The sequence below is a fragment of the Mesorhizobium sp. M1312 genome (assembly GCF_040318115.1).
GTDB lineage: Bacteria > Pseudomonadota > Alphaproteobacteria > Rhizobiales > Rhizobiaceae > Mesorhizobium.
The window spans coordinates 55258-79537 of the sequence record NZ_JAMYLQ010000002.1 but is presented as its reverse complement, the minus strand read 5'-3'; the positions used below and the strand labels follow the sequence as shown (position 1 = coordinate 79537).

Below are 24280 nucleotides of genomic sequence, written 5' to 3'. Positions count from 1 at the left end.
ATGGGGCGGCTGTTATGGGTCAGGCTTGAGGACGAACCATTTCAGGCGTTCTTGGCCGCGACCAGTGCATCGATCTTGGCGCACAGGTTCTTCATGACGAAGTAATCGTCGGTCGAGACCTTGCCGTCATTGACCTCTTGCGTCCACTTTTCCAGCGGCACCTTGATGCCGAATTCCTTGTCGATGGCAAAGACGATGTCGAGGAAGTCGAGGCTGTCGATGCCGAGATCGTCGATGGTGTGGCTTTCAGGGGTGATCGTGTCGATATCGATCTCACTGGTGTCGGCGATGATCTTGGCGACTTTGTCGAACGTGGTGGACAAGGGCTTTTCCTTCGGTTGCGGGCGGAATCTGTCCGCATGTGTTTGCGCGCTGTCTAATCGGTTTTTCCGGGCAGGAAAAGGCCTGATACGCCGGGCGCAGATGGGGTGGCTGTTCTGCCAGGGCAATAGGGGTCGCCGGAACCTCCCGGCGATATGCCGCAACCATCCCATCTCTGCTCATTGCGTGAAGGTGCTCAGGGCCTTGGCCGAACAACGCGACATGAGCCTGGGTGACGTCATCGAGGGCATCGTGTTTTCGAAGGCCAGACGCCGTTTTCCCGGCGACCCTGGAAACGATCGGCCAATTGAAGCTCATCTACGGGCTGGAGCTTGGCGCAGCGGACAGCCACGGTCTGGCGGAAACCGGCGGGGAGGGGGATGACGAACCATCTTGAGCGCAGCCACGGCATCGTGCTTTCGGGGGCCGGATGCTTTCCGGTGTAGCGAACGCGAACGGCCGTTCAGGGCAGCGAGCGGCGCGACCGAATTTGCCACAGCTACACACCTTGCCGATATCGATTCCGGCCGCGAGGCGCAGTAATCATTAACGTGGGAGAAGTAGAGAGACATTGACACGAGGTGCGAAAAAGCAACGCCAATAAAGCTGATTAGTTACGACATAGGTACTCTCGCAGATATGGTATTGGCCGTCCGGGGATTCCTGTACACGGTCCCGTGGGATGATGAAATTATGCGGCAAGTAAGTGTAACCACCGTCTATCCTGGACCGCACCGAAGACCGAGGTATGGCGCGGCAATCAGAACCACCGCAACACTTGAATTTCGTCTGTGGGTCAACCTTGTCTTCGTACCAATCGTGGGCGTTAGCGGCTGTCGCGGTGGTGATACACATTGCCGTGAAGATTAATCTTCGCATGGCATTCCTCAAGTATTTGGCAGCCGCTGCTCGTTCGGACGTCTATGTATATTAGCGTTCTATTAAAAATACCATTGGCCTCCGACTGACTAACGCAGATCCAGCAAGCGACGCTCGCAACTGAAAGACCGCAACGGGGCACGGCTTCCCCTTCAACTTTCTCCGAATAAATGGCAGAGAAGGGTCGGAACCGGTATTCCGCTTAGGATACCAGCGTTGGATTTTCACCACTAGCGAACGCTTCAACCGACTCCGGCGCAGATTAGAAGCTGACGCGGCCGAGAACACGCAGGCCGTCGCCTTGCAGCTCGACGATCACGGCTTCGCCTTCGCGCGGCGAGATGCCGGTGAGCGCCATGATGTTCTCCAGATGGGTGACCATGACCACATTGTCGGAACCGGAATAGCCGCGGATCTCGTTCATGATCGCCTCGAGCTGGGCGGCTTTCTCGCTCGCGTCTGTCTTCAGCAGGTCAAGCGGGGCGAACGGTTCGGGTTCCGCTCTGAAAGCGATGCGGGCCGTGTCGAGGCACGGCAATAGCGGCTGGACAGCATGCGCTCGATGGGCGCGGCGCGGGCGGCGAACAGCGCGCCGATCTTGCGCGCCTGCTGCTTGCCGCGCACCGAGAGATTGACCTGGGTCGCGCATTTCTCGATGTCGAAATTCGCCGGATCGGTGGTGCCGGTGACCATGGCATGGCGAAGCAGCACCACATGTCCGCCGTCGCGCAACAGCGCCCAGCCGGCTTCAGTCGCATGGGCCGACGCGGGAATGACGAGCAGCAATAGCGCCAGCACAAATCGAAGCATCAGACGTCCTTTTCCGGTCACCGGAGGTGGGTTCCGGTGACCGCATATAGGGACGGCAAAGCCGGCTGAAAAACAAGGCACGACCAATCCCGGCTGTTTGCGAGAATAGACCGCTTCGTAAGGCGGGGTGATTGCGCTGCAATCCTGGCTCGCCTATCAGGAGAAAAATGTCTCCACTCATCGGGGCCGCGCACCAGGCCGTAAGGGGCCGTAGGGGGCACTCGGCAAGAGGTAGACGTTGATTAATGCCCTGATTTTAAATTGTGTTTCCCTCTTGTTGTCTTTTGGTCCGTCTTGGCCTATGCCTTACTAAGATTAGGAAAGGAATTAGGAAGAGACAATGGCGCGCTACAAGCTAACAGCCGGAATGGTGAAGGCCGCAAAGGGCAGAATCGGCGATGGTGGCGGGCTGTGGTTGATGCCCCGCGGCGACAAGCAGTATTGGGTGTTCATCTACCAACGTCATGGCCGTCGACGGGAGATGGGTCTCGGCCCGCTGGACGCTGTGAGCCTGGCTGGTGCGCGCGAAAAGGCCGACGAAGTGCGCAAGCTTCTGCATTCCGGAAAGGATCCATTCAGGGAAGCATCCTTTAGGCAAGGCGACAAGCGCGTCCCTTTGTTCGGCGACTACGCGGACGAGTACATAAAGGACCACGCGCCGCAATGGCGAGGCGGTAAGACGGAGATCGGCTGGAAGTCATCGCTCGAGGTGCACGCTAAAGGATTGCGAAAGCTGCCCGTTAACGAGATTCGCAGGGCCGATGTTGTGCGCGTTCTGAAGCCGATATGGCACGCAAAGGCAGAGACAGCGAAAAAGACGCTCGATCGCATCGCCGCAGTGCTTGAGCTTGCTACCGATATGGAGCTTCGCACGGGGCCGAACCCGGCACGGTTGGACGCAAAGGCCCGCGAGAAGGCGCTAGGGGTGCAAGCTGCGGCAGGCAACCATGAATCCATGTCGTACGCTGATTTGCCGAAGTTCTTCGCCAGCATCCCTGATACAGCGGCCGGGCGTGCGCTGCGGTTCCTTATCCTGAATGCCAACCGAACCGCAGAGGTACGTTTCGCCGACTGGTCGGAGATCGACATGGATGCGAAGGTTTGGATTATCCCGGCTTCGCGGATGAAGGAGCCGCGCGAGCACCGCATACCGCTCACCGAGGCAGCCATCGCAACGCTTGGCGAGGCGGGCGACGGACTTGTATTCAAGGGCGCGCGGCGAGGTCGACCGATCGGCGAAGTTGCAATGGCAAAGTTGCTTGCGAAGGTGACTGGCAAATTCACGGTGCACGGATTCAGGACGTCATTCCGCACATGGGCGCAAGACCATGGATATCCAGACGAGTTGGCAGAGCCCGCCCTGGCGCACGAGAAACGCAGCAAGGTGCAGCGGGCGTATGCGCGCTCCGACGTGCTAGAGAGGCGTCGCGAGATGATGGAGGCTTGGGCGGATCATTGCGAGAGCTTGGCGCAAAATAGGCCATAGAGGGCCAAGCAACTTGACACGCAAGGCGAAAACGCCTATAAACCGAGACGCGCTTAAAGCGGCGCTCAGATTCTCCCACCACGCCCCCTTCTCTCACAAGCTGAAAACCCTGTCAAGAACTTTTTTCGGAGGATGCATGAACGACAACAACAGACTGATTGGAATCCGCGAGGTGATGAAGCGCACGTCGCTATCGCTCACATTCATAAAGCGCTTGCGGAAGGCGGGCGACTTCCCGCGGGCCGTTCCGCTTGGCGATAGGCGTATTGGGTTTCTCGAACGGGAACTCGACCAATGGATTGATTCCCGCATTGCGGCGAGGGTGGCCGCATGACCAAGCCCTTTCAGAGATGACCCTTGGCGCAGCGAGCATCGCCGCGGCGCGTCCTCTTAACATTGCCTAAGAAACTCTCTTCCCCACAAGGAATCGAGATGCAAATCGAAGATCTGCCTGAATCCACGATTCAGCGAATGATTGATTACACCGCGGCTTCAACAAACCTCCTACGCATCGGCAGACATGATTTCCGTATCCCCTTCATCGTCGCGGACGAATGGGCTCGTAAAGGTCACTGCATCCTCTCGACCAATCGCCTGGCGCGCGATTTCAAGTCCACCCGCCGGACGATGTGTGCATCTATCCGGCGCCTGCTCGATGCCGGCGTGATCCGTGAAATCGATCGTACCAAAGACGGGCGGCCAATATTCGAGCCGTGCTTGGAACTTGGTGATGAGTGGCGTGCCGCGAAGGAGGCACGCGCTAATGACACCCACTAAGGACGTCGGGTCTCTCGACCAGTTCCAGCTTGCCCTCTACGCATCAAAGGGCGCTGAGCCGCCCTTGAATGGCACGGACATCACCGTTCTGTTGGAATTGATAGACCGCTATAAGAAGAAGGATGGCGTCACGTTCCCGTCGAGCGCTGGCCACCTATCTCGCGAAACTGGCCGTCCTATACGCAGCGTACAGGAGTCACTTCGCCGCCTGCAGGATATTCGGCTCGCACAGATTGTCGACCAAGGCACAGGCACCCGCGGCAACACATATACCTTCAATTTCGAATGGGTACGTGAAGTAGCAGCCGAGATTAGATCTGAGATTGAATCCCGCGCAGCCGCACGTAAAAAGCGCAAAAAGAAAAATCCAGCTAGCAACGCTGATAATCGCGTAGCTAGCAATGAAAACCTACCTATGCGGAAATCCGCGCCACTACGAGACATTGTTACGCGGAAATTCGCGTACCTAACCGGTGTACCTACGCGGGAATCCGCACCCCAAACCTACGTGGAACCTACGGGTTCCTACGATAGGTGTGCTGGCACACCGCCGTTTGGCTACGCCACGTCGGGTGCCGCACCCCTTAGAAAGAAAGATGGTTCGATCGACTTCCGAGTCTTTCCGGATGTTGAGAAGTGGGTGACGATAACCGCGGCCGAGACGGAACCATTCGAGCCCGAAGACGGTGGCAGCGGCACTGTGTTGATCGCGAATTCATCACCGATTGCGGCATAGCGTCGGACGTCCTCATCGTGACGAACAGCGATGATGCTGAAGAGCAGGCGGACGGGCAGAAGGTTCTTGGCGCTCTACTCGAGGCTGTGGCCATAAATCAGGATTCACTCGAAAAGGCAGAGGAACTTGTAGGTCGTCGGGCAAAACTTCTGCTGCACTACCACGATGGCGGTTTCGTACGTGTGGTCAAGAACGCTGTGGAGGACGAAATGGGAGAGGCAGCATGAACACAGCCCGCACCATCACCATTGGCACCGACAACAGAGTGCCCATGGCCGATAACTCAACGGGACGCCCCCGTCCGACTATCGACCAAAGGCTCCGCCCCAGAAAAAGCTAGGCGACTTTGAGATCCTTCATCGCCTTCTCGAAGGCGGTCTTAATCGGCTTGGAGACGTCCTCGGCCGCCTTGGAGGCGACGGTCTGGAAATCCTTTGCCTGCTCGACAGCACTTTCAACCTGCTTGCGGACGAAGGCGGTCTGCAGTTCAATGAATTCGGAGGGGGACTTGGCGCCGATCAGGGCTTCGAAATGCGAAAAGCCGGCTTCGGTGTTGGCGCGCAGAACGGCAATTGTTTTCAGCGAAAGATCGCTGGAGGCGGCTTTGGCGGTTTCCATGCTCGTCTCGAAAGCCTTCTGGGTCGTCTCGGATCCAGCCTTGAATTTGGCGAGAACTTCTTTCGACTGCTCGACGCCCTTTTCTGTGAAAGCACTGACCTGCTCAATAGCCTTGGATGCATCAAAAGCGGGGTACGCGTTGTCGATAAATTCAGCGGTCTTTTCAGTGGTCTTGGACATCGTTTCCATCCTTCGTTTGGGGGGGCAGCTTTTAAAAAGCCTTCGCATTTGTATTAGCATTACCTAACGGAAGTTTGTGTGCAATGCAACACGTTTGTTGCGCTGCACCATGATTTTTGACCCACCGTCCCGCGCTTTTGCGGAAACGGACTGCCGGCCTGGCCGGTTCATCGACCCTTCTGGCGAAGGGTTTTCATGGGGAATCCAGATGTCCTTCAAGCAACTCGAGCGCCTCGCCCGTGAGGCCGGCATTCCTGCCAACGACAATCGTAGAAAGCCGGAAGGCGAGGAGATCGAATGGTCTCCTCGGAAGTTGGCAATCCCCAAGGGAAAGGCTGTTTATCGGCCAGGCGATGGCCCGTCACCAGAGCAGTTTATTGCGTCCGGGTTGGCCTGGTATGTGGGCGGTGATCTACGTGACTCAGCCAATGACAACTGGCCATTAGCAAAGGTGCTGCGCCGTGATGGCTTGGATCACTGCCTTTCGTTGGCGGAACGTTATCGCGACGTTTTTGACCGCGCCAATAGTCCTGTTGATCTGCTCGGGCATGAGCTTGGAGATGATATTTTTCTAATGCACCGTACCGACTTGAATGCAAGCACAGGCGATCTGAAGGACAAAGGCCCTAAGCAAGTAAGCGGAAAGCGCCACCCACAGCCGAACAGCATCCCGCGGCACGGCCTGCGTACGGATCCAGATCAGCCCATGCAAAGGGCGCGGAAGGTGCCGAAGGTCTGGAACGGCGACTGGCCAATTCTCGACCGGATGGATTCAGCCAACGAGCTTTGGGCTTTGCGGGCAGAACTCGGATGGTTAGCCGAGTCCTTTGAGGCGGCTGTCGTCGACGGCGACCGTCTAGAAGACATCGGCAAGCGGGAGGGCGCGGGACAAGGCGCTGGCGCCGCGGGCCGCGTGCTTGTGATGCGAGGAATGAAGGCCGTAGACCATTACTGGACAAGCCGACGGCAAGCCGCGTAGTTGCCTATACTCAAATCTGCGCCCCGAAGGGTAACTATGAGAGACAAGCCGCAGCGATCCCATGCGCAGCGGCTTCGCCGGTCAGCGTCGCCAGCGCGCCGGCAACCCGTCATTGTGGAAGTACCACAGGCGGGACCAATTGCAGCCTAAACCTGCAACAAGCCGCCGCCTTCGGGCGTGCGGCTTCTTATTTTGACCTCTAATAATCGGATTACAAAAAAATGAATACGCCAAAGGTTTTGGCGCGGGACGTCGTTGACGTCTTCGCCGAACATCTCGGCCTGCCAAAGCCATTTGTGCGGCAGGTAATTCAAAGTCTGAAAGTCGCAGAACGTGTTGCGTCGGCGCGGCCAGTCGCGCCGCCTGTCACGCCGCGAGCCATTGCACGCATCGTCCTGGCCCTCACAGCGCCCAGCATTCGCAAAGCCGTCGAGACTGAGAAGATCCTCGGCGCGCTCAACTATCGCGCTGGCGAAGGCCAGTTGACACCGGAAGACGAAATCACGGACCTCATAGAGTCGAGTGTCGGTTGGCGCTACCGGGACGATTTCGATATGCGCGACGGTACCATCCTAGTCGCGCACAACGAACAAGCCGCGTGGATCGGTGAGAGTCGCTATGCAGCGAGGGAAACCAAGACCGACGGCCTCAGCAAATTCACCAAAATCAAATTCTCGGCACTCGCCTCTATTGCGCGCGAACTGCTGCCCGACGAACGCGGAGTCGCATAATGGCTAATATCAATCCCGAAAAGCCGGTTCCGACACCGGAAGACACCTCGGCGAATTTGCGCGACCTCCTGGCCAGGCAGGTGAACCTGGTTGCTGAGCACGCCAAGCTCGATGAAGAGCAACGCCAGATTGCCCGCGAGACTGCAGCGGCGCGACGCGACGATGACCGCAAGACCCAAGTTGACGCGCTGATTTCCGGATCTGCATACGAACCTCCAGCGGATACACGCGACCGCATGGCTGCCGTCGCCAAACGCCGATCGCTGATCAATGATGCCCTCCATGAACTGGCGATTTTGATCCGTGAGGAACGGATCAAGGCGAGCCAGCTCGTCGTAGCCGAATTCCAGCCCGAACAGGCCGCTTTGGCGAAGGAGTTTTACCAACACATGGTCAAAGCAATCGCTGTGCATAGCCGTTTTGGCCATATGAAGCGGAGGCTGGAGTGCGCAGGCGTTGATACAGGCGGGCTGCAGGACTTCGGCCGCGACCTTCTCGGCCATCCCCACCACCGAACCGATCACGCTGCCTACGCGCTCCGCTATGCCTTGCGGTTTGGCCACATCAAAAAGGCCGATTTGCCGGAAGGATACATTGAGTGACCGCGATCGAAAACACCCACGCTCGCACCGACGAGCCTGACCAGTACGATGTGAAGGTGCCAAAAAAACTCGCGGACACCGCGACCGCCGAGAAGATCGTGAGTGCACTTCGCAGATGGAGCAAGCGCAATGACCGAGCGGCGTGACGTAAAATTCGCGCCATCTGACATCAATTCGCAGACCGGCGTTTTCAGCGGTTACGGCGCTGTCTTCGGCATTTTAGACAGCCACAAAGACATCATCATGCATGGAGCATTTAAGGCTTCGCTAGGCGAATGGCGCGCTCGCGGACGGTTGCCAAAGATGATGTTAATGCACGGCAGCAGTGGCAACCCTTTCACGGGCGATGACCTTCCAATTGGCATTTGGACCATGATGCGTGAGGACGCGAAAGGCCTTTACGTTGAAGGTAGGTTGCTCGCGCTTAATACCGACTACGGCAGGCGCATACTGTCCCTTATGGCGGGTGGCGCGTTAGACGGTCTGTCGATTGGCTTCCGCGTTAAGCGCTCGTCACCTGGCAGCGGCAACACCAAGCGCTGGCTCGAGGAGATCAATCTTCTGGAAGTCAGCCTGGTGGACGAGCCAAGCAACAACCTTGCCCGCGTATCGACCGTGAAGGAGTCTGTGGCTGCGGTGGCCTTGGACGGCGCCTACGCGAAGATGCAGGCAGCGCTTCGCTCGCTGTCGGCTGCTGAGGCTGTGCCTGCTGAAGACGTCGGCTTGGGCAGACTAGCTGCGCAGTTGCGGTCGTATGCACGTTTTCCTCGCGCGCTTGCGCGCACGCGAGGGGAAAATCTGTAATAGCGATGGCGCCGAGTTTGGCGACCGGTGTGGACCTGGAACACCCTAGAGACCGAAGGGGCGCACCCCCCCCCATCGAGTCTTGCCAGCTTTCAAAACCACGTACCGCGCGTGCCGCTTTGCGTACAGAATTCCTATTCCAAATATGGGGGTCTACCTCAATGCCACGACCGCGTATTCCGCTCGAAAAAGCTGTTCTGACAGGATACACAACGCGTCATCCGGAACGGTTTCGCAAGACGCATAACCAGCCAAAGCTTGGTGCACTTGGCCCGATCGGGGAACCGTACGATTGGCTGACCGACTATGCGAAAGAGGCATGGGATGAGGTGGCGGATACAATGCCCTGGCTCAATTCCAGCCACCGCGCAATCGTGGGGATCACCGCTTACTTGTGCGGCCGCTTTCGCGAGGATTTCTCGGCGTGTCTGGCATGAACCTCTTGCGGCTTTGCCTGCAGTCCCTTGGCGCCACGCCAGCAGACTTCTCAAAAGTCGGATGGTCGCCACCTGCGGATGACGATGACGATCCCGCTGCGAAGTATTTTCGGTAGTTTTACATGGAGCCATCTGCGATGTTCACACATTCCAGCGCTAAGCTGACTCGAACGGTGCTGCATAATGGACGCCGATAAAAGAACTGAAGTCGACTGGCGCAAAGCCAATCCTGAAAACATCGCGCTAGCAACGATGGAGTATGAAAAGCAGTTAGCCGCGAGCCGGGAACTTTATTCCGTGCTTGACGACAAAGCTCGTTGGATGCTGACTACTACGATTGCACTTGGATCTGCGCTGGCAGCTTATGTCTTTGCGCAGGTCGCGCCGAATGCGTGCTCCGGCATTTCTGCGATTATCCTGGCGGCACTCTTTTTCTTGTCGTCAATTTACGCCGCATTCGCGCTTCAAACCCGCAGATATCGGGTTGGAGCCGGGATCCCCGATGCAATTTCGCAGTGGAAACCACTGTTAGAAGGCGGCGGCGGTGAGGCTTTGCTGTTTGCGAAGATGCGATTCGAAACGATGGCCAAAGCCATCAAAATCAACGACGCATCAAACGATAAGAAAGCCGAACATCTGAAGCGGGCAATATGGTTAGGCTGTCTAGCCGCGCCTGTCGCGGCGCTCGTCTTTATCGCGTGTCACGTCTTTTTGCTCTTCGCGGTCCCGTCCGGTATTTGTCCAGCTATCGTCGGGTTTTTCTGACGACTTGTCAGAGTCCTTATCCTTGTCGCCGCCCATAATTGCTCCCTCCGGAATACCATTGGTCAAATAGAACACCCCTAGAGCGCATCGGCAATACCATCCTCCCTAGTTACCGGCGCTCTTGTCCTCAATCTGCTTCGGCGCATCTCGCTTTTCAATCGCCTGCCTGGCACCTTCAGGCAGGTCATCAAACATCGCATCGATATGCTTCGGCTGGCTAATCAGCGCGTCCGCGATCAAATTGACCAAGCCGAAGAGCTTCTCCGCGGTCGCGCGATCATCCTTCAGGTCAATTTGTCCCGGATGCACCGCATTGTTGCCTATCACTCGAACGACATCGAGTGCCTTCTGGATGCGTTTGTCGAGACCCTTTTGAACGAGCGCGGCAATGTCACCGTCGATGTTCTTTCCTTTTTCGCCGAGGTGCACGCAGAGCCGTTGTACCGCCTGCCTGAGAAGCGCTGCAGCGCTTCGTGGCGAGGTATTTAGGACTAGACCAGCCTCTTCGTAATCGGCGCGCACGTCGTCAGGCAGGTCTGGATTGGGCTCAGCTGCTTCGTTTGAATTGGGCCATGCCAGTTTGTCATGGATCCAAACTGCGATTTTGTCGCATTCGTAGCACATGGAGAAGTGGACATTGTAAGCGAGATTCTTGGAGTAGTCGGATGTATTCTCAAAGAATGGATATCCTACAGAGGCCTTCTTAATCCATTCAAGCAATATTCGCCTCTCTTCGACCTCCATGTAATCGAACGCTTTTTCGTCTGCTTCTGCTCTCCATATATTCGGCGTTTTGGATTCGGTGTCTATCGAACCCCCAAACGCTCGATACCAGTACTGAGTGGTAAGAACTCCGCAATGTGGGCAGTTGAATGCGGTCAATCGGGTTGTTGGTGAAATGTATTTTCCGCGCATTAATGTCTCCCGACTCGGACCTCCAAGCCTATCGCGAACTTCCTCAAAAGGAAAAACAATTGACCAAAACTAACCAACGCGCCTCCGCGCGACCGCACAGCCGCGTCCGCAAGCAGACCAAGCCGACCTCGGGATCCATTCAGGCTTCACTCGCCATCAATGCCCTGGCCCGCGGCTTGCTCGATGAAATAGAGGCGTCTGACATCGCCGCGGCGCTTGCCGTAGCTGCAGTGGTTTTCAGCGGCGGTGCGGTCAGCATCGAGCAGGGTGGCGCCAATGGCAGCGACCACTGAAGACCTCGCGCGGCTTGTCGTTCAGATTGAGTTGAGTCAAGCCAAAGTTGAGAAGCAGGCGGCGGCTATCGCAAAGAGCGCAGAGCGCGCAGCCAACAAGATTGACGGCGACTTTGCGCGCGCTAATGACAACGTAGCAAAGAGTTTTCAGCGCGCCAACAAGCTTTCAACGGCATCAACAAGGCAGACTAGCTCAGCCGTAACAAACCTGTCATTCCAGCTTAACGACATTGCCATGGGTCTGGCTAGCGGCACGTCTCCGTTCACCATCATGGTCCAGCAGGGCAGCCAAGTTACGCAAGCCCTTAGCATGGCAGGAGGCGGCGCTGGTGGCGCTGTGCGCGCCCTCGGTGGCGCCTTTGCGTCTATGGTCAATCCTGTGTCATTGGCGACGTTCGCTATCATCGGATTGGGCGGCGCAGCGGTTCAATACTTTGTGCAGATGCTGTCCGATAGCGAAGCATCAGAGAAGACGCTTAAGGAGCAGGCCGAACTTATCGGCAAGGTCGCAGACAAGTGGGGCGACGCGCTTCCCGCGCTGAAGGCTTACAACGACGAGCGTAAGAAGCTCGCAGACGAGCAGGACATCAAGGGCGCGATCGACGCTGCGGTGGCTGGCGAGTACGAGCCACTACGAGCCAAAATAAAAGACATCAACGTTGAACTGGTTGACCTGCTGGCTAAGCTACAGGCAAGCGGCCAGTTAGACGGGAACGTCCTGAAACTGCAGACGGCGTTTGCTGGCATGTCGGCAGACGTCGATAAAGGCGTTTCAGCGGTCGAACACATGAAGGCTGTGCAGGCTGCCCTCACTGCGCTGTACCAGACGACACATATCCAGACCGCCAAAGATATGGCGGATGCGATCGGCCACATGGCTGACGAATTCGAGCGGGCCGCGAAGGCCGGTCAACAGCTTCGGGCCGACGATGCACTTCGTGAGTTCTACAAGAATGCGCCCCTCGGCACCTTGTCGCCGCTAACTAGCGGTGGCGGAAACTTCCTTAACCCGCAGCAGCAACTGGACTTCGACGCTAGCCAAACCAAGTCGCAATTCGAAATTCAACTCGATAAGGCTGGCGGCGCGATTGAGAGTTTTGTTGATCGGGTAGTCAGCGCCGAGAGTGGTGGAAACAACAGCGCCAAAAACCCGAATTCGTCGGCAACCGGCGCTGGGCAGTTCATCGAGTCCACCTGGCTGGATTTGTTTAAGCGGTATTTCCCCGATCGCGCTGAGGGCATGACCCGCGGTGCTATCCTGGCACTCCGCAAGGATGGCAACGTCAGTCGCTCGCTTATTGAGGCTTACGCGCGCGAGAATGCTAGGGTTCTGCAGACGGCCGGCGTGCATGTCGATGAAGCCGCGCTGCAGTTGGCGCACTTCCTCGGCGCGGGAGACGCTGCCAAGGTGCTTTCGGCATCTAGCGGTACTCCGCTGGCTGGGCTGATCTCTGCGGCATCGATCAAGGCCAATCCGACCATTTTGGGCGGAGGCGCTACGGTCAACGACGCCATCTCATACGCGCAGAATCGCGCTAATGCGCCGACATCCGGGGGCCGCGGCAAGCCAAAGATGACGCCAGAAGGCGTCTTTGCCGGCGATATCAATCAGATTCAGGCGCGCATCGACCTGCTAAACGCAGAGTTCGAAGCTCAGTCTAGGCTGAATCCTGCGGTTAATGACTACGGCTTTGCTGTCGAAAAAGCGGCAATAAAGCAGAAACTGCTGAATGAAGCCAAGAAGGCTGGCGTAGTCGTCACGCCTGAGTTGGCCGCAAAGATCGACTCGCTTGCAGAGAACTATGCGAGGGCAGCGACGGCTGGTGACCAACTCAAAGCAAGCCAGGAGCAACTGTCACTAACCCTGCAAGAGTCCTCGGCGTTCGGCAAGGAAATCTTGGGCGGCTTCATTCAGGATATGAAGGACGGCAAGTCGGCCACAGAAGCACTGTCCAACGCGCTGAACAAGGTTGCCGACAAGCTCCTCGAAATAGGATTAAGCGCACTGTTCGATGGCATGGGCACGCCAGGCGGTGGCGGCGGTCTCCTCGGCGGCATTTTCAGTTTCCTGTTTGCCAAGGATGGTGGCGTCTACGCTGGCGGCAAAAAGCAGCCAATGAAGACGTTCGCTCGAGGTGGCGTATCGAAGTCGGCGGCCATCTTCGGCGAGGCTGGACCAGAGGCTGCGGTCCCGCTTCCTGACGGCCGTCGTATTCCTGTCGACCTTCGCGGACCGACGGTTGGCGGCAACGGCGGTGGCAATGGAAACATGCACATCACTGTCGGCGTTTCGGCTGACAGTGTTGGCAATCTGACCCCGTTTGTAGAGTCGGTTTCGCAAGACAGCATCCGGAAGGCGTCTCCAGGCATTGTTCAAGCTTCTGTCCAGCGCGCTGGTAAAGAAACAAAGAAAAACATGAGCGGCTATATCGCCTCGGCACAATCGCGGCAGATGTAAAAGGAACCCTATGCACGACCCAGACCCAGAACCAGAAGAAACCGACTACGCCGGCACGCCATTCGATGATGGCAGCACATTCGATGATGGCTCCGGATTCGACTGACTAACAGCACTACCGGCATGCCGGATTTTCTTAAAGGGCTCGCGTTTCGCGGGCCTTTTTTCCTTAAGGACCATAACGAATGGCGAATGAAGTAGCCGCAGCGTTCAACACCGCGTGGCGCGACTATGTTACCGACGGCGTTCCGTCTAGCGGCGCCCATAAACCGCTTAAGTCTGATGTGCGCCTAGCCGGCGCCGTGATCCAAGGCCAAGTAGACTTGGCTTCTGGCCGCCTCGACACACTGGAGGATAACGTCGGCGGCCTTCCTGCGGAAGTAGAAGCTTTAGACGAACGCGTTGACGAGGTGGAGGCGCTGGCCCTTAGCGGGGTTAAGCCGCCGAAGCAGTCGGTGCGTCTGCTTGTAACGACCAATGTCGTCATTGCGTCCGCTCTTGAGAATGGTGACACGCTTGACGCGCTGACGCTGGCTACCGGCGATCGAGTCGCGCTTACCGGCCAGACTGCTCCAGCGGAGAATGGTGTCTATATCGTTCCGGCTTCCGGCGCGGCTGCCCGCTCGACTGATATGGACGCGGCAGACGAAATAGTCGGCGCACGCTTTGACGTCGATGCCGGCACACATGCTGCTGAGACGTGGGCGGTGCAAACGGCGCTGCCAATCACCGTTGGCACGACTGCCCTCGTAATCGTCAGAACAACGTCGCCGAGCGCTGTAACCGGATTGGTGCAGGCGCTTGAAGACGAAGTCGAGGCTATCGCAGAAACGGCTACCGGTGGCGACAATGCCGGAGCTGATGCAGTCATTACTTATGCTGGCGTCGTCGTGGGCTTCGTTGACAAGGCCACAGGTCAAATCCGCTTCATGCTGCCTCTGCATGAAGACGACATGCCTAGCGCTTCATCGGGCGGCGCTTCGACCGCCTATGCTGACGGTTCCAATTATCTCGTCAGTCCCAATGAGATGTGGTCGCAGTGGGTTTGGCCGCGCACCATCGAGGATGACGATGGAAACCAAATGTGGGGATCGGTCGGAAAATCGGAAGGGCCACTTGTAGATAACGGTACTGGCCTAGTCGGGCGAGACGGACCGCTGTGGATCGGCTACCGCGAAGCGTATGCGGCAAGTGCCAAGAAGGTGCTCATAGGCTACTCCGAGGAAGGGTCAGGCGTCTGGGCGGCTCGCGGTGCGGTGGACGACCACAACAGGCCGGCCATCCTCTCGCACCCGAATCCTGCCGCGCCCGTGAAGCTGGTTGCCTTTCAAAGTGACCATAGCGGTCTGCAATGGTCGCGTTTCTGGCGGTCCACGACACTAAACCCCGCCGACCTCACCTTGGTTGGGCAGACGCCGACCGTTCCAGGCGACTTCCACAGCTATGGCCAGCTGTGGTGGAACGGAGCCAGTCCGAATGAGCTTCGCGGCTGCTACCGTATCGGCGGCTTCGACACGGGTATCTGGTCGTTCTTCTCGGCCGATCCAGCCGGGACCATGGCTTCGTGGACTCACTATAACGACAAGATCGGCGGCGACGGCGCCTACTTCCTTACGGTTCCGGCATTGGATGGGACCGGCACATGGCTCGCCTGCGTTCGGCACCCCACCGTGACCGGCGCCAAGAAGGTCACCCTGGCCAAACTGCTGTGGGACTGGTCGCTGGTTGCCGGCGATGGCACCGTGATCTCTGCCGACATCCGCGCCGAGGTGACGCCCATCGACATCCTCGATGATGCCGACGTGACCGTGATCGACACCGCCACGGGAGATCGCCGGCTTCGGCTGTTTGATGCCCGCGAGTACGATGACGGCTTGGTGCGCTTCCTTTATGCCGACTTCCCGACCGTCGGCCTGGCTTCTTTCGCTGGGGACTACAAGATCGCCACTTACAATCCGGTAGCCGATAGCACCACTATCGAAACCGTCTGTGGGTGTGGCGGCAAGATATAGGAGGAGGTCTCTCTCAACGGCGAATATGTGGCGGGTTCTGGGTCATCCAGCTACATTGCCGGCGCGTGCCTTACCGATCGTCCAACGGAAATCGTCGCAACTCGCTGGTGGGGAACCTACGGCGACGTCTTGCTCTGCACACGCCAAGGTGTCGATGATTGGGATGAGTTAGAGATCGACCGGTCGGACGGGAAGATCGCCCGCCCAGAGGGTCACGCAAGGCAGTATTGGGAAAGCTCCACAGTCAAGGAGGTTCTAACTCCGAGAGTATCCTACTGGCGCGGCAGCGGCGCCCGTGGCGGCTATGCGATGTTCTACAATTTCAACGCCGACAGGATTGATCTGACTAACTTCAGGGATACTTTCATATGAGCACTCGCCAGACCCATCTGAATAAAGATGCCATTGCGCCGACCGGACTGCCGACTCTTGCGAGGTTCCGGCTCGTGCCGCCTGGGGGCGTCAGGCTGAACGCCGACAGCGTCACGATTGAAGCCGGCGAAGTCAACGAATTCGTCAACATGATCGACGGTGGGCTGTATGGTGCGCCGTCGAACATGAATTACGCCATCGTCGAGGCGGTGAACGGCGTCAATGTTGCAAAGTTTGATCCAACTCTTGCCGCTACCCCGACCGGGTATTCGTTGAACAATCTGGGCTTCGGGGCACTCAACACGGGCCAGTACACCTTCGCTGGGCTGTGGAAGGTGACCGATGCCTTTGTCGGCGCGAAGCCCCGTGAAATTCTCGCGGCTGCCTTCAACGGTGCCAGCGGTCGGGCTGCACTCCGGGAAGATGCTTCCGGCGCTCCGCAGGCAAGAGCACAGCGCACAGCCTCCGATGCCGTGACCATTGTTTCGATCTTCAGCCCAGTTCGTATTGGGGGATGGGTGGCTGCGGCCGGCGTCTACGACTGGACGAACAACCTGGTGACGATCCACGATCTGCTCGGGACGGAATCGGTATCGGCTGCAATCACGGGAACACCAGGCGCGGCGCCAAGCGACATAAACGCCTATCGTCTAGGCTACTTCGCCAGCGCCACAGAACGCTTTGTCGGGCAGTTGGCGGATTATATCCACCTACCCTACATCCCGTCTGATCCCGAACTCATGGCGCTCAAGATCCACATGCAGGCTCGAGCCACTGATTTGGCAGCGTAATCGTGTAAGGGAAGGGGCTTGACCGCTTAAGGACTATATTCCTATCCTGTTCTCGTCAGAGGAGAGCAGGATGCCGCGGTATCGACGTCATGAAACGATTTGCGAATTCCACCTCGCGAGAATCGAACGCCAAGCCTGGTTGCTGACAAAAGAAATACGGGACGCGCAGTTGTCATTGACGCCATTCCGGTCGCACTACGATGCTCTCAACGAACTGCACCGGGATATAAAACGGACGCTCAACCTTTTGAACGGCAGGCCTGCCGATTGGGAGCGCCCGCACCAAGCGCCGATGTCGGGTGGGTAGCGTTCAGCGGTTCAGCCTTTCGACGGTCTCAATGATTGCCTTTGCTAGGGCTTCGCCCTCATGGATAGGCTCGGGGCCATAGAGCAGCAAAACCGCGTCCTCGCTCGGCAACACGCCAGCAGGGCAGGCGAGTTCGATCGTCATGCGCACGAGCTGCAGGCCGGTGCGCTCGCCGTAGATGTAATTTTCATCCATCCACGGATTCTGGCGCGAGTCCTCATGCCGTCAGTATGAACTAGTAAAGCGAAGCGATCATTTGCACGATCGCGATCAGCAGGATAAATCCAGCGGCCGACGCCAAAACACTCGCAAAATAAATGGTGCGGTCTTTTCGACGCATGGGTTCCCTCCGAGAAACATCCCTCCGGCCCTTAAATCACATGACTTTCGCTTTGGCTAATACGATCGGTCAACTTGAGCGCAGTTTGTGGACAAACCTCGGAGTCTTTAAAGGTGGCCGGCGCCGCTTGGGGGCGTTGGGGTAGATTGCCTGATGGGCGCCGGCCTGGCGGATTGGGGTCCGCCGTTGGAAAAGCTAACAAGAGGTTAGGGCTGGCGGAAGGTACGCGATTACGGAAGTCCTAAGCGTGGTTAATCCACCATGTCGCGCAGCGGCTTCTTGCGTTTCGGCGCCCGGTATTTCTCCACCAGCCTGATCTTGTCGACGTCGACCGTCACCAGTGGTCCCATGGCGATGGTCACCCTGCCGCCTTCCTCGTCTATGCGCGTGATCTCGCCGGTGAGCTCGATCTGCTGGCCTTGCGTCACCTTCGTATGATCGCGGATCGAATGCGGGAAGTTGTAGCTCGGAATGGACACGCTGACGCGGTCCTCAGTGACCCGCCTGCGAACGGTGGCCGTGATCGCCACCAGATCTCCAATCCCAATTCCCCGCGCCATTCCATGAGTCTGGAGCGGGCAGCATTTTAGTCAAGATGTCGCTAATATACCGGGACTGAGCGCATAGCAGGTAGGCGCGCACGCAGGAATCATGCACCATTATGACCATGGAATCAGCCATAGAGCATGAGACCGACCCCCGAGACGAAGGCGTGGACGCCTATTGTCTAGGCATGCCGCGCTCAGCGTGCCCATATCCACCATGGAAGCCGCAGCGCTATGCATGGCTGCTTCGATGGGATGAAGCCAAAGAGTTAGACGAGGACGAAGAAGAGTAATCCGACCACGCCCATTGGCTGGCGTTGGTGGGTCAGACCGTCGGTCATCCTTTGGTAGCCCGACCGAGCGCACCGAGTTGCCCGACAATGACTCCGAGCGCGAACGTGACCGTTCCGAAGCCGAAGGCTGCTGTGGCTAGAATTTCGTGGATGGCCGATTTAGACGCGCCGAAAAATGATAGTCCGGCCAATATCTCTAATACGCCCACGATCGTTATCAATTTTCCCATCGTCCCCTCCCGTTTCAGTCAACAGCATGCGCTGGGGACGGGAGGAAGTCGAGTTGCTGCCCACACAAAAACGATCTATTCTGCATCTGGCGCATCGGATCGGATGCGCTGGTAAGCGAGAACCGACGTTGACGCTTCGACGTCAGGGCGCGTTCTGGCGTGGTAACTGGAGCGCGCTTTTCTATGCCCGCAACTTCACGCCCGTGCCGTTGAAGAACTCCACGCCTGCCGCTTCTAGGGCGGCTCGGATGGCGGCTAGGTTGTTTCTGCCTGGCACCCGTCGCTCCTTTTCGAAATCGATGATGACCCCGCGTGAAACATCGGCTGCTGCGGCCAAAGTATTCTGATCCATGTCCAGAAGCGCTCTCGCTGCTCGGCACTGTCCGGGAGAAAACGACTTTATGTCCAACGTTGGATTCCTTGTTGACATTGATGCTTACGTTGGACATTATGTCTGACATTAGACTCAAACGCAACGAGGAGCAGAGCAATGAGCGCGCAGAAGGTTAACCCAGCCCGCGGCAGATATTTAGGATCGATGGTGGCTCGCTTGGATGAGCGGGATCGGCCGGTGGAATGGTGGCGAGCACCCAGCCGATGGGCCGCGGATGCGTTCGCCGATTGCATGGCGGCAGAGACGGCAGAAAAGTTCGCGGTCTACGATGGCTGCGCAGCCTGACCGTCCCGCCTCGCAACGACAAAGCCCCGCCTTGCGCGGGGTTTTTCGTGTCTCTTTGTAGCGATAAAAAGCCCGCTGCCCTTGGGGAGGAATAGGCAGCGGGTTGGGGGATGCGTGGTGAGCTTGGTGCCGGCGCATCCCAGAATGAAGTAGATGGCTCGCCGTCCTGAATGTCGCCGATGTCTCGACATTTAGAGGCTACCGGCAGCAATGCGATTCCGCAATTGCACAAGGGTATCGCCACCCTATACGAAGGGTTACCCCATTCGAGCGGGTTGTTGTTGTGTTTGATGGTCACAATTGTAATAGGTATAGCCATCTAGGTTTTAGGAAAACGCTTTGGAAAGCCTGCCGCATTCCTAACAATTATCGTTAGATTTCAAGCCGATATACAAACTTAATGTCTCCACTCATCGAAACCGTCCTTTTTGTCTTCGGCCTTGTCGCGCTCGGCTATCTGGCCGGGCTCACCGGCTATCTGAAGGCCGAGGCGGGCGAGGCCATCGCCGAATTCGCCGTCGGGGTGGCGATGCCGCTGCTTCTGTTCCGCACCATGGTCAATGCCGATTTCCATGGTGCCGCGCCCTGGTCGTTCTGGGGGGCCTATTTCGCGGCGGCGGCAGTCACGTGGGCCGCGGGTCATCTGGTCATCACGCGGGTGTTCGGGCGCGACGCGCGTGCCGGGGTCGTCGGCGGCGTGTCGTCGGCTTTTTCCAATCTCGTCCTGCTCGGCATCCCGTTCGTCCTCGGCACGTTCGGGCCAAGCGGATTCGAGGTTCTGTCGCTGCTGATTTCCGTGCATCTGCCGACGATGATCATGGCGTCGATCATCCTGTTTGAAATCTTTGGCCGCGGGGACGAGCATGTGCATCCGCTGCGCATCATCCGGCGCTTCCTTTACAAGATGCTTTCCAATCCGCTGATCATCGGCATCCTGGCTGGATGGGTATGGCGTATCACCGGCCTGCCATTACCGGCGCTGGCCGTGCGGCTGGTCGACGCGTTGGCCAACATCGCCGGACCGGTCGCGTTGTTTGCGATGGGGCTTGGCCTGTGCCGTTTCGGCATCTCCGGCAACGTGCGGCCGGCGCTGGCGCTGTCGGCGCTGAAGCTGTTGCTGATGCCGGCCGTTGCACTCGGCCTGGTCTGGCTGTTTGGCCTGCCGCCGCTGTCGGCGAAGGTGGCGGTCGTGGCGGCCGCGCTGCCATCCGGGGTCAATTCCTACCTGATTGCGACGCAGTTCAACACCGGCCAGGCACTGGCATCGAACCAGATGACCATTGCCACCGCCTGCGCGGTCGTCACCACGGCGTTCTGGCTGACGGTGGTGGTCCACGTGTTTGGATAGGGTATGTCGATATTCAGGTGATGCCGGCCTGCGAACGGCGGTTTCCTGCGCTTCCGGTACTCACGTACCAAAAGTACGCTCCGTTCCGGTTCTCGGAATCCACCATTCTCGGCTCGGCCTGACTGAATCTCAACACACCCTCAGCAATGTTGCCCAACAGAGGTGCAAATCGGCCTCGCCTTGAGCTGGCCCAAACCCTATATGCCATCTTGCGATTGATTGCGGGGCTTGCCCTAGGTAAAGAGCAGTGGCTCCAGGCGTGCCGGCATCGATGCCATTGCGCACGCCCACCAAAGAAATCCAGATAGCGGCCCGTCAGCGCGCCGAACGGAGGCTAGACCATGCTTCAGAAAACCAGCCATTTCATGCGCCAGGCCAATCTCATCAATGGCGAGTGGGTGCAGGCCGACAGCGGCCAGACGGTCGACGTCAACAACCCGGCCACCGGCCTCAAGATCGGCACCGTGCCGAAGTCGGGCAAGGTCGAGACGCGCCGCGCCATCGAAGCCGCCGACGCCGCTTTCAAGACATGGCGCAAGACCACTGCGCTCGAGCGTTCGAAGCTGTTGCGCAAGCTGCATGACGCGATGATGGACAATCAGGATGTGCTGGCCGAACTGCTGACCATCGAGCAGGGCAAGTCGCTGTTCGAATCGAAGGGCGAGATCGGTTCGGCCGCCTCCTACATTCTGTGGTTCGCCGAAGAAGGCCGCCGCACCTATGGCGATGTCGTGCCGTCGCCCTGGGCGGACCGCCGCATCCTGGTGACCAAGGAGCCGGTCGGCGTCATCGCCGCCATCACGCCGTGGAATTTCCCGTCCTCGATGCTGGCCCGCAAGCTCGGCCCAGCGCTTGCCGCCGGCTGTACCGCGGTGGTCAAACCGGCCTCGCAGACGCCTTATTCCGGCCTCGCCTGGGGGGCGCTCGCCGAGGAGGTCGGCTTCCCCAAAGGCGTCATCAACATCCTGACCGGCGCTGCCGGTGAGATCGGCGACGAGATCTGCGCCAACCCGCTGGTCAAGAAGATCACCTTCACCGGCTCGACCGAGGTCGGCAAGATCCTGATCCAGAAGTCGTCCGTCACCGTCAAAAAGGTCTCGATGGAGCTCGGCGGCAACGCGCCGTTCCTAGTCTTCGACGACGCCGACCTCGAGCGTGCCGTCACCGGCGCGATCACCGCCAAATACCGCAATTCCGGCCAGACCTGCGTCTGCACCAACCGCTTCCTGGTTCAGGCTGGCATCTACGACAAGTTCGTCGAAAAGCTCGCCGCCGCCAGCAACGAGCTGAAGGTCGGTTCCGGCCTCGATGACGGCGTGCAGCAGGGGCCGTTGATCGACGAGAAGGCGGTGGAAAAGGTCGAGGAGCTGATCGCCGACGCCACCGCCAAGGGCGGCAAGGTCGTCGCCGGCGGCAAGCGCCATGCGCTCGGCGGTTCGTTCTTCCAGCCGACGGTGATCGCCGATGCGACGCCGAAGATGCGCTTTATGAGGGAAGAGATCTTTGGCCCGGTCGCGCCGGTGTTCAAGTTCGAAACCGAAGAGGAAGCCGTGGCACTCGCAAACGACACCGAATTCGGCCTCGCCTGCTATTTCTACACCGGCGATCTCGGCCGCGCCTTCCGGGTCATGGAAGGGCTGAAATACGGCATGGTCGGCGTCAATGAAGGCCTCATCACCACGCCTGAGGCACCGTTCGGCGGCGTCAAGGAATCGGGCCTCGGCAAGGAAGGCGGACATCAGGGCATCGAGGATTATCTCGACACCAAATATGTCTGCATCGGCGGCCTCGGCCTCTGATTGGGCAGGGTCTGTTGACTGTCAATGGACCCAAGCCGGCCCGAGAGGCCAGGCGGGAATCGATTAACCAACTGGCGTTTCGGGCATGGCGATGAAGGATGGCGAGGTCTTCGGCACGACGCAAGCGGGCGACGCCGTCCGCCGCTTCACCATCCGCGGCGGCGGCCTCACCGCCAACATCATCGGGCTGGGCGCCATCATCCAGGATCTGCGCCTGGCCGACCACGAGGCGCCGCTGGTGCTCGGCTATAGCAATTTTGAGCCCTATGAAACGGATACCGCCTTCTTTGGCGCCGTCGTCGGACGCTACGCCAACCGCATCCGCGATGGCCGCTTCACCATCGCCGGCCAGCGTTACCAGACCGAGCGCAACTTCCTCGACAAGCACACGCTGCATGGCGGCTCGCAAGGTTTTTCCCACCGGCCGTGGGAGGTTTCGCTGCATGGCAAGGATTTTGTCACGCTGACGCTGCATGATCCCGACGGCTCGATGGGCTTTCCCGGCGCACTCGACGTGACCTGCACCTATAGGCTGAAAATCCCCGGCACGCTCAGTGTCGAGATGACCGCCACCTGCGAAGAGCCGACGCTGTGCAATCTCACCCAGCATTCCTATTTCAACCTGGATGACGGCGGCGCCGGCGACATCCTCGACCACCGGCTGATGCTGAACGCCGGCGCCTACCTTCCGGTCGATGGCGACCTGATTCCGACCGGCGTCGTGAAGCCGGTCGACGGCACGCCGTTCGATTTCCGCCAGGCGCGGCCGCTGCGCATGGAGAGCGAGGGCAAGCAGCTCCCCTACGACCAGAATTTCTGCCTTGCTGCGATGCGCGGACCGCTCAAGCTGGCGTCATGGGCGCAGGGCGCGAATTCCGGCGTCGAGATGGAGCTCTGGACCACGGAACCGGGCGTCCAGCTCTATACCGGCCAGTATTTGGCGCCGCCTTCGCCGGGGCTCGAGGGACGTCATTACAAGGCTTTTTCGGGCTTCTGCCTGGAGCCGCAGGTCTGGCCGGACGCGCCGAACCGGCCGTATTTCCCGCAAGCCACGCTATGGCCGGGCCAGATCTACCACCATGTGACGGAATACCGGTTCCGATTGCCTGGCGCCTGACGCACGGAGCTGCAACGGCATGCCGACGGCCTTCTTTATCACTCACCCGGAAGTTTCCGTTGATCCCGCCATGCCAGTTCCAGCCTGGCGGCTTTCGGACCGCGGCGTCACCCGAATGAGGGCTTTCGCGGGCTGTGCGGTGCTGTCCGGCCTGACGTCCATCTGGTCGAGCTCCGAGGCCAAGGCTATTGAAGCGGCTGGCCTGCTGGCGGCGGGATTTGGTTTGCCCGTCCAAGTGGATGCGCACCTTGGCGAGAACGACCGCTCCGCGACCGGTTTCCTTCCACCGGTCGATTTCGAACGAGTTGCTGACGCCTTCTTCGCCAATCCACATGAGAGCGTTTGCGGATGGGAGCGCGCGCTCGATGCCCAGGATCGCGTAGCGAGGGCCGTGTTTCGCGTTCTTGCGACCCATCACGACGGCGATATTGCTTTCATCTCGCATGGCGGCGTTGGCACGCTCTTGCTTTGCAAGCTGCTGAATGCGCCGGTTTCGCGCAGTCGGGATCAACCGTTCCAAGGGCATTTCTTCGCTTTCGACTTGCCAGGTTGCAAGATCATCCACGAATGGCAGCCGATCGCCGAGCGTTAACCTCAACCTTTCCCTGCAGAATTGGGACCTTTAATACAAAGAGCCAGGGAACGAATGGAAGCAG

At 58.6% G+C, this 24280-nt stretch carries 27 protein-coding genes and 1 pseudogene; 20 read left to right on the top strand and 8 right to left on the bottom strand.

From position 1 onward, the window contains the following. Positions 1-41 precede the first annotated feature (41 nt). Together NKH36_RS03120 and NKH36_RS03115 are read right to left on the bottom strand one after the other, a co-directional pair. Positions 42-323 (bottom strand): acyl carrier protein, encoded by a 282-nt coding sequence (locus NKH36_RS03120; RefSeq protein ID WP_352959943.1) that lies wholly within the window; start codon positions 321-323, stop codon positions 42-44. Between the two features lie 1139 nt (positions 324-1462). Continuing rightward, a pseudogene (locus NKH36_RS03115) lies at positions 1463-2010 on the bottom strand (histidine phosphatase family protein). A gap of 340 nt (positions 2011-2350) precedes the next feature. On the opposite strand from NKH36_RS03115, the gene NKH36_RS03110 reads away from it, so the two are divergent. The 5 genes from NKH36_RS03110 to NKH36_RS03090 all read left to right on the top strand — a co-directional run bounded on the left by NKH36_RS03110 (position 2351) and on the right by NKH36_RS03090 (position 5236). Continuing rightward, positions 2351-3496, top strand: a complete 1146-nt coding sequence (locus tag NKH36_RS03110) for a tyrosine-type recombinase/integrase (protein ID WP_352959941.1) — start codon at positions 2351-2353, stop codon at positions 3494-3496. 136 nt (positions 3497-3632) lie between these two features. Further along, on the top strand, positions 3633-3830 hold the full coding sequence (locus NKH36_RS03105) for a helix-turn-helix transcriptional regulator (protein WP_352959939.1): 198 nt from the start codon (positions 3633-3635) through the stop codon (positions 3828-3830). 98 nt (positions 3831-3928) lie between these two features. Then, positions 3929-4273 carry a hypothetical protein gene (locus NKH36_RS03100; RefSeq protein WP_352959937.1) on the top strand — a complete coding sequence of 115 codons (345 nt, stop codon included), beginning with the start codon at positions 3929-3931 and terminating at the stop codon, positions 4271-4273. Next, positions 4260-5009: a hypothetical protein gene (locus tag NKH36_RS03095; RefSeq protein WP_352959935.1), complete on the top strand. Its 750-nt coding sequence runs from the start codon at positions 4260-4262 to the stop codon at positions 5007-5009. Before NKH36_RS03100 ends, NKH36_RS03095 begins: the two co-directional genes overlap by 14 nt. A 17-nt stretch (positions 5010-5026) precedes the next feature. After that, on the top strand, positions 5027-5236 hold the full coding sequence (locus NKH36_RS03090) for a hypothetical protein (RefSeq protein WP_352959933.1): 210 nt from the start codon (positions 5027-5029) through the stop codon (positions 5234-5236). Positions 5237-5345: 109 nt separating this feature from the next. On the opposite strand, the gene NKH36_RS03085 is transcribed toward NKH36_RS03090, so the two are convergent. Continuing rightward, positions 5346-5807 (bottom strand): phasin, encoded by a 462-nt coding sequence (locus NKH36_RS03085; RefSeq protein ID WP_352959931.1) that lies wholly within the window; start codon positions 5805-5807, stop codon positions 5346-5348. Positions 5808-6015: 208 nt separating this feature from the next. Here NKH36_RS03085 and NKH36_RS03080 point away from each other — a divergent pair, with 208 nt between their 5' ends. The 6 genes from NKH36_RS03080 (at position 6016) to NKH36_RS03055 (ending at position 10125) form a co-directional block, all read left to right on the top strand. Beyond that, complete coding sequence (locus tag NKH36_RS03080) at positions 6016-6786, top strand: hypothetical protein (protein WP_352959929.1); 771 nt, start codon at positions 6016-6018, stop codon at positions 6784-6786. A gap of 221 nt (positions 6787-7007) precedes the next feature. Then, positions 7008-7517: a hypothetical protein gene (locus tag NKH36_RS03075; RefSeq protein ID WP_352959927.1), complete on the top strand. Its 510-nt coding sequence runs from the start codon at positions 7008-7010 to the stop codon at positions 7515-7517. Continuing rightward, a complete protein-coding gene (locus NKH36_RS03070) occupies positions 7517-8119 on the top strand; it encodes a hypothetical protein (RefSeq protein WP_352959925.1) in 603 nt (200 codons plus the stop codon). The genes NKH36_RS03075 and NKH36_RS03070 overlap by 1 nt, the downstream gene beginning before the upstream one ends. Beyond that, complete coding sequence (locus NKH36_RS03065) at positions 8116-8265, top strand: hypothetical protein (RefSeq protein WP_352959923.1); 150 nt, start codon at positions 8116-8118, stop codon at positions 8263-8265. Before NKH36_RS03070 ends, NKH36_RS03065 begins: the two co-directional genes overlap by 4 nt. Further along, positions 8249-8923, top strand: coding sequence for an HK97 family phage prohead protease (locus tag NKH36_RS03060; RefSeq protein ID WP_352959921.1), 675 nt, complete (start codon positions 8249-8251; stop codon positions 8921-8923). Before NKH36_RS03065 ends, NKH36_RS03060 begins: the two co-directional genes overlap by 17 nt. 620 nt (positions 8924-9543) lie before the next feature. Beyond that, positions 9544-10125: a hypothetical protein gene (locus NKH36_RS03055; RefSeq protein ID WP_352959919.1), complete on the top strand. Its 582-nt coding sequence runs from the start codon at positions 9544-9546 to the stop codon at positions 10123-10125. A gap of 105 nt (positions 10126-10230) precedes the next feature. Here the strand turns inward: NKH36_RS03055 and NKH36_RS03050 are convergent, their stop codons facing one another. Further along, a complete protein-coding gene (locus NKH36_RS03050) occupies positions 10231-11040 on the bottom strand; it encodes a DUF4145 domain-containing protein (RefSeq protein WP_352959917.1) in 810 nt (269 codons plus the stop codon). 59 nt (positions 11041-11099) lie between these two features. On the opposite strand from NKH36_RS03050, the gene NKH36_RS03045 reads away from it, so the two are divergent. From NKH36_RS03045 to NKH36_RS03030, 4 genes are all read left to right on the top strand, one after another. Continuing rightward, positions 11100-11333, top strand: a complete 234-nt coding sequence (locus NKH36_RS03045; RefSeq protein WP_352959915.1) for a hypothetical protein — start codon at positions 11100-11102, stop codon at positions 11331-11333. Then, positions 11317-13791, top strand: a complete 2475-nt coding sequence (locus NKH36_RS03040; protein ID WP_352959913.1) for a phage tail length tape measure family protein — start codon at positions 11317-11319, stop codon at positions 13789-13791. The genes NKH36_RS03045 and NKH36_RS03040 overlap by 17 nt, the downstream gene beginning before the upstream one ends. 185 nt (positions 13792-13976) lie before the next feature. After that, positions 13977-15803, top strand: coding sequence for a hypothetical protein (locus NKH36_RS03035; RefSeq protein ID WP_352959911.1), 1827 nt, complete (start codon positions 13977-13979; stop codon positions 15801-15803). A gap of 368 nt (positions 15804-16171) precedes the next feature. Continuing rightward, positions 16172-16966, top strand: a complete 795-nt coding sequence (locus NKH36_RS03030) for a hypothetical protein (RefSeq protein WP_352959910.1) — start codon at positions 16172-16174, stop codon at positions 16964-16966. A gap of 310 nt (positions 16967-17276) precedes the next feature. Here NKH36_RS03030 and NKH36_RS03025 read toward each other — a convergent pair whose 3' ends face one another. The 4 genes from NKH36_RS03025 to NKH36_RS03010 form a co-directional block, all read right to left on the bottom strand. After that, the gene (locus NKH36_RS03025) at positions 17277-17468 is read right to left on the bottom strand and encodes a hypothetical protein (protein WP_352959909.1); all 192 of its coding nucleotides are present in this window, start codon (positions 17466-17468) and stop codon (positions 17277-17279) included. A 396-nt stretch (positions 17469-17864) separates the two neighbouring features. Beyond that, positions 17865-18173 carry a hypothetical protein gene (locus NKH36_RS03020; protein ID WP_352959908.1) on the bottom strand — a complete coding sequence of 103 codons (309 nt, stop codon included), beginning with the start codon at positions 18171-18173 and terminating at the stop codon, positions 17865-17867. Positions 18174-18495: 322 nt separating this feature from the next. Next, positions 18496-18681: a hypothetical protein gene (locus tag NKH36_RS03015; protein WP_352959906.1), complete on the bottom strand. Its 186-nt coding sequence runs from the start codon at positions 18679-18681 to the stop codon at positions 18496-18498. A gap of 181 nt (positions 18682-18862) precedes the next feature. After that, positions 18863-19111, bottom strand: a complete 249-nt coding sequence (locus NKH36_RS03010; RefSeq protein ID WP_352959905.1) for a helix-turn-helix domain-containing protein — start codon at positions 19109-19111, stop codon at positions 18863-18865. 60 nt (positions 19112-19171) lie between these two features. Here NKH36_RS03010 and NKH36_RS03005 point away from each other — a divergent pair, with 60 nt between their 5' ends. The 5 genes from NKH36_RS03005 (at position 19172) to NKH36_RS02985 (ending at position 24216) form a co-directional block, all read left to right on the top strand. After that, positions 19172-19360, top strand: coding sequence for a hypothetical protein (locus NKH36_RS03005; protein WP_352959903.1), 189 nt, complete (start codon positions 19172-19174; stop codon positions 19358-19360). A gap of 400 nt (positions 19361-19760) precedes the next feature. Beyond that, on the top strand, positions 19761-20708 hold the full coding sequence (locus NKH36_RS03000; protein ID WP_352959902.1) for an AEC family transporter: 948 nt from the start codon (positions 19761-19763) through the stop codon (positions 20706-20708). A 341-nt stretch (positions 20709-21049) separates the two neighbouring features. Then, entirely contained in the window at positions 21050-22507 is a 1458-nt protein-coding gene (locus NKH36_RS02995; RefSeq protein WP_352959901.1) for an NAD-dependent succinate-semialdehyde dehydrogenase, read from the top strand. Positions 22508-22592: 85 nt separating this feature from the next. Next, the gene (locus tag NKH36_RS02990; protein WP_352959900.1) at positions 22593-23624 is read left to right on the top strand and encodes an aldose epimerase family protein; all 1032 of its coding nucleotides are present in this window, start codon (positions 22593-22595) and stop codon (positions 23622-23624) included. 19 nt (positions 23625-23643) lie between these two features. Continuing rightward, complete coding sequence (locus NKH36_RS02985; RefSeq protein ID WP_352959899.1) at positions 23644-24216, top strand: histidine phosphatase family protein; 573 nt, start codon at positions 23644-23646, stop codon at positions 24214-24216. The last annotated feature ends 64 nt before the right edge of the window (positions 24217-24280 follow it).